18 protein-coding genes are annotated in these 14650 nt (G+C 58.3%); 9 read left to right on the forward strand and 9 right to left on the reverse strand.

Features of this window, described 5'->3' with window-relative positions:
* Positions 1-5 precede the first annotated feature (5 nt).
* Positions 6-1301 (reverse strand): hypothetical protein, encoded by a 1296-nt coding sequence (locus RS9916_RS00630; RefSeq protein ID WP_156777437.1) that lies wholly within the window; start codon positions 1299-1301, stop codon positions 6-8.
* Positions 1302-1345: 44 nt separating this feature from the next.
* Between RS9916_RS00630 and RS9916_RS13440 the strand changes: the two genes are divergently transcribed.
* Positions 1346-2335 carry an N-acetylmuramoyl-L-alanine amidase-like domain-containing protein gene (locus RS9916_RS13440; protein ID WP_007097202.1) on the forward strand — a complete coding sequence of 330 codons (990 nt, stop codon included), beginning with the start codon at positions 1346-1348 and terminating at the stop codon, positions 2333-2335.
* Here the strand turns inward: RS9916_RS13440 and RS9916_RS00640 are convergent.
* Together RS9916_RS00640 and RS9916_RS13445 are read right to left on the reverse strand one after the other, a co-directional pair.
* The gene (locus tag RS9916_RS00640) at positions 2314-2784 is read right to left on the reverse strand and encodes a hypothetical protein (RefSeq protein ID WP_156777439.1); all 471 of its coding nucleotides are present in this window, start codon (positions 2782-2784) and stop codon (positions 2314-2316) included. The genes RS9916_RS13440 and RS9916_RS00640 overlap by 22 nt on opposite strands.
* 34 nt (positions 2785-2818) lie before the next feature.
* Positions 2819-3589 (reverse strand): neutral zinc metallopeptidase, encoded by a 771-nt coding sequence (locus tag RS9916_RS13445; RefSeq protein WP_050752222.1) that lies wholly within the window; start codon positions 3587-3589, stop codon positions 2819-2821.
* 306 nt (positions 3590-3895) lie between these two features.
* Here RS9916_RS13445 and RS9916_RS13450 point away from each other — a divergent pair, with 306 nt between their 5' ends.
* From RS9916_RS13450 to RS9916_RS00660, 3 genes are all read left to right on the forward strand, one after another.
* Positions 3896-4477 (forward strand): ARC6/PARC6 family protein, encoded by a 582-nt coding sequence (locus RS9916_RS13450; protein WP_232199485.1) that lies wholly within the window; start codon positions 3896-3898, stop codon positions 4475-4477.
* Positions 4478-4614: 137 nt separating this feature from the next.
* Positions 4615-5352 (forward strand): peptidoglycan recognition family protein, encoded by a 738-nt coding sequence (locus tag RS9916_RS13455; protein ID WP_198003366.1) that lies wholly within the window; start codon positions 4615-4617, stop codon positions 5350-5352.
* Positions 5349-5903 carry a hypothetical protein gene (locus RS9916_RS00660; RefSeq protein ID WP_007097207.1) on the forward strand — a complete coding sequence of 185 codons (555 nt, stop codon included), beginning with the start codon at positions 5349-5351 and terminating at the stop codon, positions 5901-5903. Before RS9916_RS13455 ends, RS9916_RS00660 begins: the two co-directional genes overlap by 4 nt.
* Before the next feature lie 30 nt (positions 5904-5933).
* Here the strand turns inward: RS9916_RS00660 and RS9916_RS00665 are convergent, their stop codons facing one another.
* Together RS9916_RS00665 and RS9916_RS14055 are read right to left on the reverse strand one after the other, a co-directional pair.
* On the reverse strand, positions 5934-6491 hold the full coding sequence (locus RS9916_RS00665) for a hypothetical protein (RefSeq protein ID WP_038022979.1): 558 nt from the start codon (positions 6489-6491) through the stop codon (positions 5934-5936).
* A gap of 23 nt (positions 6492-6514) precedes the next feature.
* The gene (locus RS9916_RS14055) at positions 6515-7252 is read right to left on the reverse strand and encodes a hypothetical protein (RefSeq protein WP_007097209.1); all 738 of its coding nucleotides are present in this window, start codon (positions 7250-7252) and stop codon (positions 6515-6517) included.
* Positions 7253-7747: 495 nt separating this feature from the next.
* Here RS9916_RS14055 and RS9916_RS00680 point away from each other — a divergent pair, with 495 nt between their 5' ends.
* Positions 7748-7975, forward strand: a complete 228-nt coding sequence (locus RS9916_RS00680; protein ID WP_232199486.1) for a hypothetical protein — start codon at positions 7748-7750, stop codon at positions 7973-7975.
* A gap of 300 nt (positions 7976-8275) precedes the next feature.
* Here RS9916_RS00680 and RS9916_RS00685 read toward each other — a convergent pair whose 3' ends face one another.
* Positions 8276-8572 carry a hypothetical protein gene (locus tag RS9916_RS00685; RefSeq protein WP_007097212.1) on the reverse strand — a complete coding sequence of 99 codons (297 nt, stop codon included), beginning with the start codon at positions 8570-8572 and terminating at the stop codon, positions 8276-8278.
* A 26-nt stretch (positions 8573-8598) separates the two neighbouring features.
* Positions 8599-8802: a hypothetical protein gene (locus RS9916_RS00690; RefSeq protein ID WP_007097213.1), complete on the reverse strand. Its 204-nt coding sequence runs from the start codon at positions 8800-8802 to the stop codon at positions 8599-8601.
* 151 nt (positions 8803-8953) lie between these two features.
* Here RS9916_RS00690 and RS9916_RS00695 point away from each other — a divergent pair, with 151 nt between their 5' ends.
* On the forward strand, positions 8954-9355 hold the full coding sequence (locus tag RS9916_RS00695) for a transcriptional repressor (RefSeq protein WP_007097214.1): 402 nt from the start codon (positions 8954-8956) through the stop codon (positions 9353-9355).
* A 7-nt stretch (positions 9356-9362) separates the two neighbouring features.
* Here RS9916_RS00695 and RS9916_RS00700 read toward each other — a convergent pair whose 3' ends face one another.
* Positions 9363-10523, reverse strand: a complete 1161-nt coding sequence (locus RS9916_RS00700) for a hypothetical protein (RefSeq protein ID WP_007097216.1) — start codon at positions 10521-10523, stop codon at positions 9363-9365.
* 44 nt (positions 10524-10567) lie between these two features.
* Positions 10568-11488, reverse strand: a complete 921-nt coding sequence (locus RS9916_RS00705; RefSeq protein WP_007097217.1) for a metal ABC transporter substrate-binding protein — start codon at positions 11486-11488, stop codon at positions 10568-10570.
* A gap of 115 nt (positions 11489-11603) precedes the next feature.
* Here RS9916_RS00705 and RS9916_RS00710 point away from each other — a divergent pair, with 115 nt between their 5' ends.
* The 3 genes from RS9916_RS00710 to RS9916_RS00720 are packed head-to-tail and all read left to right on the forward strand — an operon-like array spanning position 11604 to position 14640.
* On the forward strand, positions 11604-12563 hold the full coding sequence (locus RS9916_RS00710; RefSeq protein ID WP_007097218.1) for a permease: 960 nt from the start codon (positions 11604-11606) through the stop codon (positions 12561-12563).
* Positions 12563-13270, forward strand: a complete 708-nt coding sequence (locus tag RS9916_RS00715) for a TIGR03943 family protein (RefSeq protein ID WP_369791586.1) — start codon at positions 12563-12565, stop codon at positions 13268-13270. Before RS9916_RS00710 ends, RS9916_RS00715 begins: the two co-directional genes overlap by 1 nt.
* Positions 13267-14640 carry a hypothetical protein gene (locus RS9916_RS00720; protein ID WP_007097220.1) on the forward strand — a complete coding sequence of 458 codons (1374 nt, stop codon included), beginning with the start codon at positions 13267-13269 and terminating at the stop codon, positions 14638-14640. The genes RS9916_RS00715 and RS9916_RS00720 overlap by 4 nt, the downstream gene beginning before the upstream one ends.
* The last annotated feature ends 10 nt before the right edge of the window (positions 14641-14650 follow it).

Below are 14650 nucleotides of genomic sequence, written 5' to 3' on the forward strand. Positions count from 1 at the left end.
ATCGGTTACCGGCTGAAAGCCAGGCAGAGAGAGGCGGCAGGGGTCGTTCCTGATTCCACCATAAGTTTGCTCAGGCTGGTGAAGAGCAATAACAATCCGTCGGTTTGATTGGGTGCTTGTTTGGCGGTGGGGTCGGATCGGTTCCAGGCCACCCACCAGGCTTCAGGAAGTTGTCCGCGAGGAACGTTGGCACGCAGTGCGCCACCGATTTTGCTCTTGGGGATGTCAATTGCGACCGTTAAATCGGTCCCCCTGAGTTGGAATCCTGTTGTACGGATTCCTTTGATACCCGTATCGATTGCCGGCAGCGCAATCCCTCCAATATTGACCAAACCCAGGTCAGGTTGCAGGTCTGTGGCCGGATTGGTGCCGGTGCTCAGGCTCAGGCTCTCCACTCCAGACTCCAGCCTCGCGAATTGGTAGCTCGCGTTGCTGTACGGGCTGTAGGTCTGGTCTCCTAACCGCAGGGGAACCTCCCTGATCTGGTCAGCAGGGTTGGACGTCACATTTTTGGCAAGCAGCGTTGGTGCATTCGCTTGCTCATCGAGAAGTGTGAGCTGCATGGAGCTCGTGGGCACCCCTGCCAATGCCGATTTGGTCTTGATATCGCGCAGGAAGCTGTGGAGCTGGGCCTGAGGACCGGTGGCCAAGAGATAAGTCGGTCGTTCGGCCTCACCCTTGTGAATCACCGTTCCCTGGCTGTTGAAAACATTGCCTTCAAAGGGAAGACGAACCGCCAAGATCCCTATCACCGCACCCTCGGTGACATGCGGTTTGATCGCTTTCACCAGTTTGCTGATATCTCCATCGTTGACTTCCAGATCGGTGATCGCAACGCGCAGCGGTGGGGCCCCCTGGCTTAACCCAGGTTGTTCCCAGAGGGAGCCGAGGCTGGAGGTGACAGGCCGAAAGGCGCCGCAACCGCTGAAGAAGCAGGGATTAGTCGCGAGCGATGTGCTGGTGATTGGTGTGCTTTTGCCGCTGCCAATGCGCACGGGCTTCACGCTCAGTCCATTGGCGGCTGCGCTGAGTGACACGCCTTTCAGTAAGGCTTTCCAGGCGCTTTGTGCCGAGGCTGAGCCCGTCAACCCCAGCATGGAGCTGCTGCCATCAATGGCCAGTTCAAGGCTTGAACGAGGTGAGGCCGCTTCCCAGCGTTGGGTCTGCGTGGCTGTGGGGGCTGGCGTGCCTGTGACGCAATCAGGCAGTTGCGCAGAACGACCACAAGCGGTGAGAAGCGCTGCTGTGGCTGGAAGCGTCAACCAGGCGGCAGGGTGACGTCGGAACGGTGAACGGTTCAACCCAAATGCTCTGACCATCAGTCCAACCATACGTGCCTATTTGTGTGTGGCAGGGTGAAGCAAAGGCGCGGCCGGGCTTTTCCATGATTGTGAATCGCTTGTTGTTGTTGATATCTCTCGCTTTGGTTCTAACCGGGGCTCGTCACTCGCTCTCCAGTGGTGCAGCAGGTGCGAACGCGATTGCCAAGGCTGGCCTTGCCGAGCAAAGACGCCAGGAGCAATCCAGTACAGAGACAGCGCCTTCTGATTTCAAAGTGATTCCCGGAACGCGGGCTTTATTCGACAGATTGCAGCCCCTGATGACTGGTATGACCGGGGATCAAATTGTGGCAACGTTGGCTCTGCATTTTCTGGGCACGCCATATACAGCTTTTTCTCTGGATGCCGGCCCTCAAGAGCGTGTTCAGCTGGATTTGACCCGTTTTGACTGCATGCTGTTTGTCGAGCAAGTGCTCGCCTTGGCTGCTTCTGGTGGCTGGAATGGATTTGCGGAGGTGACCAGGCAGCTGCGCTATGCCGATGGAGAAGTGGGCTATTGCTCACGACACCATTATTTTCATCACTGGGGTCGTGCTGCTGAGCGCGCCGGTCTGGTGAATGACATCACCAAGGATCTGCCGGGTCAGCAGTCACGCAACTTGAAACTGAATTACATGTCGACTCATCCAGAGTTGTATTCCCCGCTGCGCAATCAATCCACTTTGGCTTGTATCACGGCATTGGAGCAGGACTACGATGTTGTACAGAATTACATCCCAAATTCAAGTCTGAATAAGGTCAGTCCCTTGTTGCGAAGTGGTGACCTGTTTGCTGTTGCCACTTCGGCTCAAGGATTAGATGTGACACACATGGGAGTGATCGTGACTGATTCTTCGGGCGTCTCTGCGGTGCATGCGGTGCCGGGTCAGGGGGTGATTCGTTCCAAGCCATTTCACCGTTATGTGCAATCTGTGCCTGAGTCGATTGGGGCTGTGATCCTCCGCCCGCGTGCTGTTGTGCAGAAGGGCGTGGGTCAGGAGCAACCCGGCACCTGAGTGCGAATGTTTTGCCAGAGCGCCACAAGTTCAGTCTGGTCTTGGTGGATGGTGCGGCCTCGCATCTGAGGAACGGCTTGATAGAAGCGATAGTCAACGACTGCATCGCATCGGCGGATTTGCTGCCATTCACGGGCTAAAGCCCCGCTTTGATTGCTGAGCTTCACTCCGTACAAGGAAGGATGTCTGCGCCAGAAAATCGCATCCGCAAGATCGTCGATTTGTTTGTCCTTAGAGCGTGCCGAACTCTGGTTCGGCACGGGTGAAGAGATCTTCTCTTTGGGCAGAGGCGCTCTGTCAACTGTGGGGCTCTCTGCCTGTTCTCTTCTGGGTTGCGGCTCGATGTTCGGCGTTGTTGGCCCTGTTGAGGTCTCCGGGCGGTTGATCAGCATCAACACGACAAAGCCTGCACTCATCAGGCCCAGCGGAAAGGCAAGGATCAGGGCCAACAGCGCATGCTGCTTGGTGAGGCCTCGGTTGGGTTCAGTCATCGACACGGGCTTGATTGATCATGTTGATCACGCCGACCACGATCAGAATCAAGAGCAAACCTCCCATCCCCAAGCCCAGAAGGGGAATGACGGGTGATGCTCCGTTGTTCAGAGGAGCGATGGGTGGTGGAGGGTTTTGTTCTGCGGTTGGTGGCGCTCCCGGGGCTTGCGCCGGAGGGAGTGGGGTGGTCGGGGGTGTCGCCGCATCACCTGGCAAGCGGAATCCTTGCTGATATCCCTGTTCAAAGGCCTGGCGGCGTTCTGCAGGGGTGCCGTGGTGATCGTGGTGGTACACCTCGTAGTCGCCGACTGCTGCAAAGGTCGCACGGGCTTCATCGATATCTCCTGGATCTAGATAGCCCTTTTGCTCGACAAAGCGGGCGAAGCCGCCGGCGAAGGTATCGGCTGCCAGTTCGCCATATTTGCCTTCTGGATGTTGCTTCCGCTTGAAGAGATAGGCATGGCCATACTCGTGGGCCAGGATCGAGAGAGCCCCGAAATCCCCAAACTTTGCGGCCACCTGATCGCCGAGCCCGGTTTCGAGGTAAATGGTGTGATCCCCAGGGCAATAGGCCGGAGCGTCAATGCCTGAGTTGGGGCAGGCACGAGAGAAGGCTGTTCCCTGGTAAACGAACAGGCGCGGAGGCGCCATCGTTGCGCCTGCCGGGAGAGTCTTGAGGTAGTCCTTGAGGAGGTCGTCAACGGCCATGGTGTGCCGCAGATCCCAAGCAGCATGGGCTGGCATTTCATGCAGAAATTGCATCGAAAATGTGCCGCTGACGCCGATTTGGAGGGCCTGGGTTCGGCGTTTAGGCTTGGTTTGTGTTGGTTGCTTGCCGAGTCCTAAGGGCCTTGTCTGCATCAGCTGATGGTCCGTCTCTGACCCTGTTCTGCGTTCCATTGTGTCGTTGCAACTCGTGGGTTTAAGCGCGAGACGTGCCCAAAGGGCTGGCTGAAGCCCTTTTGTTTGTCATTTGGCTGAGGTTCTTCCGTGAGTCGCATCAAGGTCAATCCATTCGGATCGCTTCGTCGCCTTCGGGAACGAGGGTTCAGCAATCAGCAGGCGCTGTTGTTGCTGTTGTTGGTGTTTCCGATTGGTCTGGTGGGCCTTGGTTTTGCGATTCTGCTGATCCAGAGGCAGGGGTCGATCACTCCTCAGGCTTCGTCTCCGCCCGCCCAGACTGCACCTCCCAATACGGCGGAACGACCAACCACAATTCAGCCGCTGCCGAGCCGTAAGGAGGCGTCGAGCGCGCAAGCCGGTCTGAGTCAGCGACAAGCCCGGAGCATTGTTGAAGAGTGGCTCACCGTTAAGTCGCAGATCTTTGCCCCACCTTTTAATACAGAGCTTGCTGATCAGGTGGTGGCAGCAGGCCCGCTGTGGAGAGATTTGACCAAGCCTGGTGGTTCGATTCAGTGGCTAAGAAGCAACAATAGTTACTACTCCTATCCGACAATTCGCGTCAATCGGGTCAGCAGCTATTCGCCATCACCGACGATGCCTACCATTGTTGTTTCGGTGACCGAGGCGACCACTTTGCATTCGCCAAAGGGCAATGAAACATCAACGAGCACGAAGGATTGGATCTATACACTGAAAGAGGAAGGGGGGCGTTGGAAGATCTGGGATTACAAGCCAAAGAAGTCATGATCAAGCTTGGTTTGTTGCGGATGAAGCCTGTTGCCTCGGCCTTAATGCTTTCGATCTTGGTGGGTCTGAGTGGTTGCTCGTTTCCGCCTCTTCGATGGCCTTGGCAAAGCTCGCAAACCGCTAATTCACCTGGAGCCTTGACAGGGCACGGTGATGCTGATGGCAAAGCTGATGGATCTCTCCCTGTGTTGAGTGAACTGGCAGATAGCGGCATCAAGGTGGCGAGTGTCGAGGAATTGGAAGAGTGCGTCAAAGTATTAGGCCTCGATGACGAGCTGATGAAGCTCGCTGATTCCACCAACTTCGGAACACGTGAGAGCGTCGATGATTGGGGGCGCACCTTGAAGGCCTCTCCTGAGCTGATCGTTTTGCATGAAACGGTGATCAGTGAGCCTGCAACAGTCAATCTGTTCCAAACCCCTCATCCTCGCGACGAAGATCAAGTCAGCTATCACATGTTGATTGCCACTGACGGAGCAAGGTTGCGCATCGTTCCTGATCAAAATCGGGCTTATGGGTCAGGGATGTCGGCGTTCGGTGATGCCACGCAGCGCCGTCAGCCCGGCCGTGTCGGTTCCATTAACAATGTCGCCCTTCACGTCAGCCTGGTGACGCCAGCAGATGGCCGTGGCAATACGGATGCGCATTCCGGCTACACCAATTCCCAATATCGCAGCCTTGCTGCGCAGGTGTTGTTGTGGCAAGCCAAATACGGCATTCCTCTTACGCGGGTCACCACGCACGCCGCAGTCGACCGCAGTCGTACGCGTTATGACCCACGCAGTTTCCGCTGGGATCGGTTTGACCCTCACTACAAGGAATTTGCAGGGCTTTGTGGCTTTGAACGCTTTGATAATGAGCAGGCCGGATTATGAACGAATCCCAAGATGATCTGGATTCACTTCGCTCCACAGGGGCTGAAGCAGATCGCTTCTTGAAGTCGCTTGAAGCTGATCAGGCGCGTGATCACCAGCCGCCTGTGGAGAATAAGCAGGTTCCGCAGAAGTCAGTTCCAGCTCAGCCTGTTGTCTCTCCGCAGCATCCGTCTTCCCAGCGGGCGGAGCAGGAGCAGGGGAATACGGGAATCGGATTATTAATCATCGCTATTTTCATCACGCCCTTGCTTCTTGTTTGGTTGTTCCAAACAAGCTCCCAAGAGCCTGTGAGCAGCACTCCACCATTGCGTTATTCAAAATCCTGTGGATCGCCTCCTGGGGCTGGTAAGCGTTGGTGGCCAGTGCTAGGTCGTGCGAATCGTCAGTTGTTGCAAACCATCCGTAACCGTTATTGCGGTGATGCCTACATCAATGAAGAAGGCTCTTTGCAGGTGGCCAGCTTCGATAGCCGAAATGGTGCTGAATCCTTCCGTTTGCGCTTGGAAGCTGCCACGGGATCCAGTTTCCGTGTTGGGCAGGGGCGTTATTGAGCCCATGCAAATTGACTCGAGATGTGATCTCTAAGCCGGTGGGGTGAATGCAAACGTCCCTCCGGGAAGACTCACGCGCACATCACCATCATCGTCCACAGACCATTCACCCGTGTAACGCTGGCCGTCCAGGAAAACCTCGACGGAATCGTTGTCCCAGAGGACGACGGATCGTTTCAGGCCTGAAGGTTCGATCACATCGAACACGCGATCGCCGTTGGTGTTGATGCGTGCGTTGATGATGCAGCGATCTCCGATCAAACTCCCGCCTCGCTGCATCTGGAACCAGCACGTGCTGCCCGTCGACCATGTGGATGCATTGGCCAGGGGTTTGGGCTGTGTTGTGGTTTGGGTTGGGGGGGCTTCCGCAATCGGTTGCGGGGCTGGAGTGGCTGGGGTCGCTGGTGCACTCTCAGGGGCACTGGGCTGCGTTGCTGTTGTGGTGCTCGAGCGCATGGCAAACGTGATCACCAGGCCAAGTGCCATCAGCCCGATGGGAAAAATGAGCAACAGCGCCAACAGCGCTTGCTGGTTCGAGAAACCTGAAGTGGATCGCGTCTTCGACGGGACTCCCCAGATCATCGACATGGTCTGCAGTGTGTGCTGACTGCTCAAAACCGTACCTGGGTTTTATGGATAAATCCGTTGGTGCCGCATGCAGGTGTGGGATACCAATTCCCCTGGGCTTGCCCCACGCGGATGCTTTGGCGTGTATCGAGGCTGCACAGGAATTTGCCTCCCGGCTGACGCCGCACATTGCTCGGTGGATCAAAAACAATCGCAACTCCGGGATAGCTGGCGTTTGCGGTTGGTGATGGTGAAGCCACGCTTGGAGCCGTGCCGCAAACCAGGGCAAGCATGCGTTCTGTTGCCGGTGACTGAGGTCGGTTGACCTGTCGCTCTGGGTAGCTCGTCCAGCTTTGGTCGGTGCAGTTGGCCATCGCCTGCACGGAGTCGTTGCCCAGTTGATAGGTGAATTCTCGGAACTGGGTATCGCGTTGATTGATGCTTCCCATCAGCAGCCGGATCGGCGCCCCCGTGCTGGCCTGACCGAGTTCCACCACGGATGGTTGGGGCTTCTGTGCTGTGGTGGCAGGCGCAGGTTGCCGCGATTCCTGGCTTGACGTGCTGGGTTGTGATTCCGTGGATGGTGCCGGTTGTGTCTGTTGAACCGGTGCTTCCGGGGCTGGTGCCGGTGCAGGTCTGGTTTTCATCACCACAATCAGAATCACACCAACGCCAATGATTCCGAGGGGGAACACCACCAGTAGTGCAAGCAGGGCCTGATTCTTCGTGAATCCTGCGGATCTGCTGACTTGGCTTTCGCAGGCTTCCCGGGGAATCAGCATGGACTTTCTGTCGCCACATCGATCGCGGCTCAAAGTAAGTCAGTCAAGCTTTCGTGAGGAGGAGACATGCTGAACAGGGTCGACTGGACTTTGTGTTTCGGTGTTGTGTTGGCGGCCTTCCCATGGGCAAGTGTCGCTTTGGCTGATCAGCCCGTCAGACCCCTGATCAAGGTTGGTCATTGCCCCCCGGGCTATCACACATCAGCCTCTTACTGTGTTCCTCGCTCCAGTCGAAGCCGTGGCGCACTTCCCAAGGTCGGCAGCGGCTGTCCTTCTGGGTTTTACACATCCGGCAGTTATTGCCTGAGCAATCCCAGCAATCGACGCCAGGCCATTGAAAAAACCGGTTCTAGCTGCCCCAGTGGCTGGTTCACCTCGGGCCGCTATTGCCTTCAGTCGAGGTGAATCGGCGTCAGGGCTCCAGCCGCGACTTCACAGTTTTGTATCGTTGTAAACAGTTTTTTGTTCGGCCTCCGGGCTGAATGGCTTCAGTTCTTGGAGAGCAGCTTGGATCTCAAGGCACAGTCGGTGGACGCGTTGTTCGCTCTTAGTCCCCAGAGTGCGCTCGGGCTGTTCTGGCTCCAGGCTCACTTCCCCGCTGAGGAATGGGACGTGCTTCTCAACGGGCAAGCGGTGTTCAGTGCTGACTGCTACGAGGCGATCGTTGCGGATGCCCGTGCCGCTGGTCTGGGCGTGGAGGTCCCTGCGCAAGTTCGCTCCTGAGACCGAGGGCAAGTCACTAACAGCGCACTGTCTCGTTTTGTAACGTGATGGTGCGTTTGCTTTTTTTGTGTGACGACGCAATCAGTTCTGCTTCTCTTCGGTGCCTTCGCCGGTGCCAGCTTCGCTCTTTGGATAGGGCGTTTGAACCGTTCCCAAAACCAGTCATCCGCGGTCACATCTGGCGATTAATTCAGTCGTCATCCATCACCTCAGATCGCTTAGAACAATGTCAGTCCCGAACACGGACTGCTGCAAAACCACCTAACCCCCGGGCGTGAGACACCCGGGGGTTTTTTGTGGTCAGCGCAGTTTGGCCATTCGATCGACGCTCGAGCCAACAGTCTCCACCGTGAACGCCTCCATGCCATCGGCATCGATGCAGGGTTTGAGACGAAACAGATAGGCGTTGACCCAGGCGGTTTCCCTGTTGTTGACCTCATGACCACGGTCCACAAACCCAGGTTTCTGCTGGAAGAGGTGCAGCAGCACGTCCAGCACGTTTTGCGCTGTCAGGTTGTCTGGATCAACGCTGGGTAGGCTCTCCCTGATTTCCAGGAAGGAGATCGACGCGGAGTAGTCGAAATCCCCTGTTTGCATCACACTCACTTTGCTGGTTGATTCAGTTAACTCTCTGCGGCCTGCAGTCGGGTGCGCATGCGACCGTGTGCCCGTCCGCTGCGCTGGCGTGGACGGCGGTAGAGGTCAGCATTCACCTTCAGCTGCCTTGGGTAGGGCCAGCTGCGTTTGAGGGCCGCCGAATTTGTGGTGCGCACGCACCACCAACAGTGGAGGTAGAGGGTGATCAGTCCGGTGATGATGCCGGGCATGGAAAGGACGTGCTGCAGGGTCGCTTGGTTTGATTGTCCGTTGTGAGCGGCTCGGATGCCAGGGCCGCATCTTGAAATGGAGTGATCGTGATGCCTCTGTGGTGCAGGTTTCGCTGGTGCCGAGAGATGATGTTGGGGTCAGACCAGTGAGATGACTTTCCCCCAGGTTGCACTCAGTGGAAAGCAGCAGAGGTTGATTGATCTGCTGGCGGCCAGCGACGACGAGCTCAGCGGCCAGCAGCTTCATCGCGCCTTGCTGGATTCAGATCACGGGATGGGATTGGCGACCGTGTATCGCCACCTGCGTCAGTTGCAAAAGCGTGGGCTGGTGCGCTGCCGCCATCTCCCCAATGGCGAGGCTCTTTATGCACCGGTGGGACGGGACCGGCACCATCTCACCTGTGTCAGTTGTGGTGCAACCCAGAAACTCTCCACGTGTCCGCTGCACACGATTGCAATCCCTGAGGATGAGCAAAGTGGATACTCAGTGCTCTTCCATACCCTGGAGTTCTATGGCCTTTGCGCTGCATGCAGCGCAAAGGCCGGTGATTGAGCAACGATCAGAACCGGAAGGTCAGGCCTGTGCCGAGGTGGTTTTGGAACCCTTTGCCCCACCCTTTACCGTTCTCTGTGCTGTAGATCGCTTCCCAGTGGGCGAAGGCGACCACAGAGTCTGAAATTGGGTATTCCAGGGCAATCTCACCACCCCAGTCTGTGCGCTGAGAGAGTCCGGAATAGGAGCCAGGTGTGTAAAAACGAGGTCCCCCGGTGAGCGTGACATTCAATTGGTCGTAATTGAAGCCAAAGCCTGCCCAGGTATCGGTGTAGTTGCCGATGTAGACCCCATCGCTTTCCCAGCCCGTGTGATTGCTGACTGACACAAACACACCATCGATGACGGATTCCAAGCCATCACCCAGTGCGAAGTTGACATCACCGTCACCGAAGGCATAGGTGACGCCCGCACTGACTTCATGTTTGACCCCTTGAATATCTTCCCCCTGGGACTTCGTGACGAAATAAGGAAGCCACGTGGCTGAAATCGCTAGCCGGTCATTGGGCTGATAGCGAGCCTGCAGCATGCCCTTCATGTCGATGCGGCGATAGGGCTGCCCTTGGGCATGGCCATGGCCTTCATGGGATGCGTGCCCTTCTTCGCTGTGTGCGGAGTGGTCGCTATGGCCTGCTTCGCCATGCTCGTCGTCGTCATGGTCTTCATCGCCATGGTCTTCATCGCCATGGTCTTCGTCGCCGTGGTCTTCTCCTTCCTCCTCGTCATGGTCTTCATCGCCATGCTCGTCATGGTCTGCATGGGCCGCATGGGTACTGCTGCTCTCTTCCTCGTGCTCCTCTTCCAGATGCACGCGGCCGTAGAAGTGTTCGGCCTCACCCCAAACCAGGGCGGGTCCGATGGCAGCTTCAATCGCGAAGCTGCCTTGATTGGCTAAGCCCCACTCCATCACCGCGCCAAACATCCCATCGATCGCGTAGTGGGATGGTTTTCCTTCGCTGGTGAGGTTGTTTTCGTAGCCGCCGTGCCCTTCCAGAGTGATCGCTGGCATGGAGCGGAATTCGCCCTCGTTCAGTTCTTCTTCTGATCCGCCGCCATGGTTATGGCCAGCGCCAGCCTCGGCAGGAAGGGGGGCAATGGCGCTGATCCCTAGGGGTGTCAGTAGCCCCAACAAGGCGAGTGCAGAGAGGGAAAACTTTGAGCGGGTCATGGACTTAAGAAAGGTCTAAATCTGAGAAGGGAAGGCTGGATCGTTCAGCGCACGGTTTCCCAACGCTGTTGAAGTGCTTTGGCCCCTGCTTGATCACACGTTCCGCCTTGGGCGTTCACCACGGCACAGGTGTTGGCTGTTGCTGTTTCGATCAAGCTCTTCCCAGGTGCAACTCCATCTGCGAACAGAATCTTGGAAGCAATTGGTTTGCCGGATCGCTTGCTGATCCTTCGCAGAGTTTTGCTAGGTGGTTGCTGCTCTGCGAATAACACTTTCGTGTTTGAGGCTTGAACTGCATTGCTGATGCTTTTCAAGCTGGAGGGGCGAAGTTGGCCGCCGGTGGCGTAATCGTCGATCATCGCTACCTGTTTCAGGCCGTAGCGGTCGGTGAAAAAGCCAAAGGCGAGGTGCTCAGACACCAGGGCGCGATGGGCTGAGGGAATGGTCTCGATCTGTCGACGATTCCAGGCATCAAGATCGCGAAGAATGCTGGTAACGGTTTGCTCTCGCCGCTTTAAGCCTGCTTTGGATTCAGCTGAGATGGGCAGTTGTTGAAGGGTGCGTGACACCACAACAGCCATTGCACTGGTGTTGGTGGGGCTGTGCCAAAGGTGGGGATCTTTGCTGGGGTTGCTGGGAACGGCCTGTTCCCCGACGGGCACCAAGGAGAAGGAGCCGCTCAGCCGTGCCAACGTTGGAGTCAGTCCATAGCCATTGATCAGCACAACTTTGGATTGGCTGATGTCGCGTCGGTTTGCCGGGGTGAGTCGGTAGTAGTGCGGGTCAGCGCCAGCGGCAATCAAGCACCGCACGTCGGTTGCTCCACCCGACACCGTGCGGGTGAGATCACACAACACGCCATCACCGGCCACCACTGTGGGTATCGCTGCGTGAGCAGCTGGGGTGAGCGAGCCAGCCACAAGGCCGCTGCAGAGTGCCGCCAGAAGAGAGGTTGAACGCTTCATTGGCCTGACCCACGCATTTGCATCGCGCAAATGATAATGGTTCTCATTCCCCGTGCCACCGTTCGGGTTGTCCGCTTGGCCAGGCGCGCCATGATCGTCAGGTCGACGGTCTGCGATGCAGCGATTCGCAAATGCGTGGGCGATTTTCCAGGGGTTGCTCCTGGAATCACTCCCATTCCTTTTGTTAGGCGTGGCGATTGCTGCCCTCGCCCGCTGGCTGGTGCCCCAGGCCGCTTGGGTGCGGCGGTTGCCAAGAAATCCCTTTCTTGCCCCTGTGGTTGGCGCCTTGTTGGGGTTTGCCCTTCCTGCCTGTGAGTGCGGCAACGTTCCAGTGGCACGCCGTTTGCTCGCCAGCGGTGCGCCCTTGGGCACCGGCTTCGGATTTCTGTTTGCAGCGCCGGTGCTCAATCCGATCGTGTTGGCCAGCACTTGGGCCGCTTTCCCCGATCAGCCCTGGCTGTTGGTGGCCCGTCCGCTGGGGGCGTTTCTGATCGCTCTGGCCCTCAGTGGGCTGCTGGGCTTGATGGGTGAAAGCGCTTTACTGGCGCCGGTGTTGCTCGAGGAGCGTCGCTTAAGTCAACCGCTTTCGGAGGTGGGACTGTTGGAGCGGGGAAGCGGGGTGCTGGGCGCACCTGCAGCGCAGTTGCCTCCCCCGGCGCCTGAGTCGAAACTGTCTCTCGCCGAGGTGCTGCATCACAGCAGCAGGGAATTCATCAGCCTCCTGGTGTTGCTGGTGTTGGGTTGTGCCTTGGCTGCCGCTGTTCAGGCCTGGCTTCCGAGGGCCTGGTTGCTGGCGGTGGGATCGGCGCCCACGCTCTCCGTGCTGGCCTTGATGCTGCTGGCCTTGGTGGTGTCGGTGTGCTCCAGCGTGGATGCCTTCTTGGCCTTGGGCTTTGCCGCGCAGGTCACCCCTGGGGCCTTGTTGGCTTTTCTGCTGCTGGGGCCCGTGGTCGATCTCAAGTTGGCGGGTTTGTTCACGGTGCTGCTGCGCCCGAAGGCGATCGCCGTGACTGCTGTTGCCGCCTCCTTGCTGGTGCTGCTGATGGGGCAGTGGGTCAACCTCGTGCAGTTGTGATGCCGATGTCTCTTCGTCGTCGCTGGTTGTTGTGTCGTCTTCCTCTGCAACTGATGTTGTGGGGTTGGGTGATGGTGTGGAGCACCTGGTCGGGGCGCCTCGACCTGTTGTTGCGAGCGGTCTATCACCCGGTTGTGGGAGTGGGGGGTGCGTTGTTGATGGCCCTGGGTGTGCTGCAGCTCCGGCTCGCTTGGCGGCAGCGCGCGAGCGACAGACTTGTGGCGCAGCCCCTTCCGAAAGGTTGGTTGTTGAGTGTGGTGATGGCGGTTGTGGTTCTTGCCTGGCCACCCCAGCCGTCGTTCAGTGATCTCGCCAGCAGTCGTCCGTCGAGCATTCCTGAAGCACCTCGGTTGACTTTTGTCTTGCCACCGGAGCAGCGCACTCTCACGGAGTGGGTGCGCTTGCTGCGTACGCAGCCCGACCCTTCTTTGCATGAGGGCGCTCCACTGTCGATCACGGGTTTTGTGTTCCAACCCTCTGAGGGTCCACCTCAATTGGCTCGTTTGATGGTGCGTTGTTGTTTGGCTGATGCCACGCCGACAGGGCTGCCGGTGGAATGGCGAGCAACGGATCGCTATGCCCCCGACACCTGGTTGCGCATTCGCGGAACCATGGCGGTGGATCAGGTGAATGGTGTGCAACGCAATGTGGTCAAGCCCACTGAAGTGACGGTGATTCCCCGACCGGAGAGGCCGCTGGAACCATGAGCAAGCTCCGTCTTGCGGCGCTGCCGCGCCCCCTGGGTCTGGCCTTAGCAGGCCTCGCTGCCCTTGTGCTTGTGCAACAACAGGTGTTGCTGAGGCGCCCACCCCGCCTGCGCTCTGTGGCCGTGCAGCCGCTGCGCTCGGGTGCGGCGGCACTCGATGTGCGCTTCAGTCGCCCGATGCAGCCCGGCTCAGTGCCAGCGTCCAGCCGGCTGTCGCCCAATCTGTCCCATCGCTGGTTCGGAGAGAACGACGCTTGGCGCTTGTTGCTTGATCAACCTGACCTGAGCGCCTTCCCTCTGCAGTTAGAGGTTGCTGGCCAGGATCTTCGGGGATTGGCCTTGCCGAGGCGTCGCTTGTTCTGGGATCCGCGCCCGACGCTGGTGGCGGTGGCTCAAATGGAGAACGGCCAACAGCAATTGCAACTGTTGGAGCGGGATGGCAGCTGGTTGCCCCTAACGCCCACATTGCCCAGCATCTTTCAGATCGAACCCTTGGGGAATGGCCAGGGCGTTGCCTTCGTAGCCATGGACGAACAGGGCGATCAGTTCGTCGCGATGCGGCATCTGATCCCTCGCTCCCTTGGGCTCCAGCGTTCGAAGGTGGCGAGTCCAGAGCTCGGTCGTATGGAGGCGTTGACCGGCCGCGGACAGCTCTTTGGCCATGTGAGCAGCAACTTGAACGGCGACCTGTTGGTTCAAGCCGGCCGAATGGAGCCCGGCAGTGATCAGCTCTGGTTGCGCAGGGCAGCCGGAGAGCACCGAGATCTGGAGATCCAACGCTCTGGCCCGATTCGCCTTCTGCCGGATGGCACGGGGTTGGTGGTGCCCGACTACGACGGGTTGTCGCTGCAGAGCATCGATGGCTCGACCCAGGATGCTGAGCGGACGCAAACGCTGCCTGGCCGCCGTGATCTGCGGGCCTTCTGCACCGGTTCAGGTCGCGCCCTGCTCGTGCGCCATTGGCCCGACTACCGGCGCTCCGTTGAGTTGGTGATCCCTGGGTTGTCGCCGCGTCAGATCTGGCTAGGTGATGCGGCGGTGATGGCGGTGGCTTGCGACAACGGCGGCGAACGCCTTTGGGTGGTGCTGCGTGATGGTAAGGGGGAGTTGCAGGACACGGTTTTGCAGCTGGACCGGGATGGCAAGGTTCACAAACGCCAGAGCCTGAGCCCATGGCGCTTTGCACGCAATTCCGGCTTGCATTTCGATCCGGTGAGCGATCAACTGCTGCTCACCGTGTCGCGCAGTCATCGGGCGCCACAGCGCCTGGCTTGGCTGCCTGCTCAGACGTTGACGTTGCGGGTGGATCGCAGTCGGTTTGTGACCCAAGCCGCCTGGCTCCCTGCCGCAGGCCACATCGATCGCTTTTAACAACGCTTCC

Source organism: Synechococcus sp. RS9916 (genome assembly GCF_000153825.1).
In the GTDB taxonomy this organism is placed as follows: domain Bacteria; phylum Cyanobacteriota; class Cyanobacteriia; order PCC-6307; family Cyanobiaceae; genus Synechococcus_C.

Bases quoted from the DNA above. Each gene is read 5' to 3' on its own strand.
- RS9916_RS13445 (WP_050752222.1), bottom strand. From the start codon at position 3,589: ATGCAATTTCTGCATGAAATGCCAGCCCATGCTGCTTGGGATCTGCGG.
- RS9916_RS00660 (WP_007097207.1), top strand. From the start codon at position 5,349: ATGAACGAATCCCAAGATGATCTGGATTCACTTCGCTCCACAGGGGCT.
- RS9916_RS00665 (WP_038022979.1), bottom strand. From the start codon at position 6,491: ATGTCGATGATCTGGGGAGTCCCGTCGAAGACGCGATCCACTTCAGGT.
- RS9916_RS14055 (WP_007097209.1), bottom strand. From the start codon at position 7,252: ATGCTGATTCCCCGGGAAGCCTGCGAAAGCCAAGTCAGCAGATCCGCA.
- RS9916_RS00685 (WP_007097212.1), bottom strand. From the start codon at position 8,572: ATGCAAACAGGGGATTTCGACTACTCCGCGTCGATCTCCTTCCTGGAA.
- RS9916_RS00690 (WP_007097213.1), bottom strand. From the start codon at position 8,802: ATGCCCGGCATCATCACCGGACTGATCACCCTCTACCTCCACTGTTGG.
- RS9916_RS00695 (WP_007097214.1), top strand. From the start codon at position 8,954: ATGACTTTCCCCCAGGTTGCACTCAGTGGAAAGCAGCAGAGGTTGATT.
- RS9916_RS00700 (WP_007097216.1), bottom strand. From the start codon at position 10,523: ATGACCCGCTCAAAGTTTTCCCTCTCTGCACTCGCCTTGTTGGGGCTA.
- RS9916_RS00705 (WP_007097217.1), bottom strand. From the start codon at position 11,488: ATGAAGCGTTCAACCTCTCTTCTGGCGGCACTCTGCAGCGGCCTTGTG.
- RS9916_RS00710 (WP_007097218.1), top strand. From the start codon at position 11,604: ATGCAGCGATTCGCAAATGCGTGGGCGATTTTCCAGGGGTTGCTCCTG.
- RS9916_RS00715 (WP_369791586.1), top strand. From the start codon at position 12,563: ATGCCGATGTCTCTTCGTCGTCGCTGGTTGTTGTGTCGTCTTCCTCTG.
- RS9916_RS00720 (WP_007097220.1), top strand. From the start codon at position 13,267: ATGAGCAAGCTCCGTCTTGCGGCGCTGCCGCGCCCCCTGGGTCTGGCC.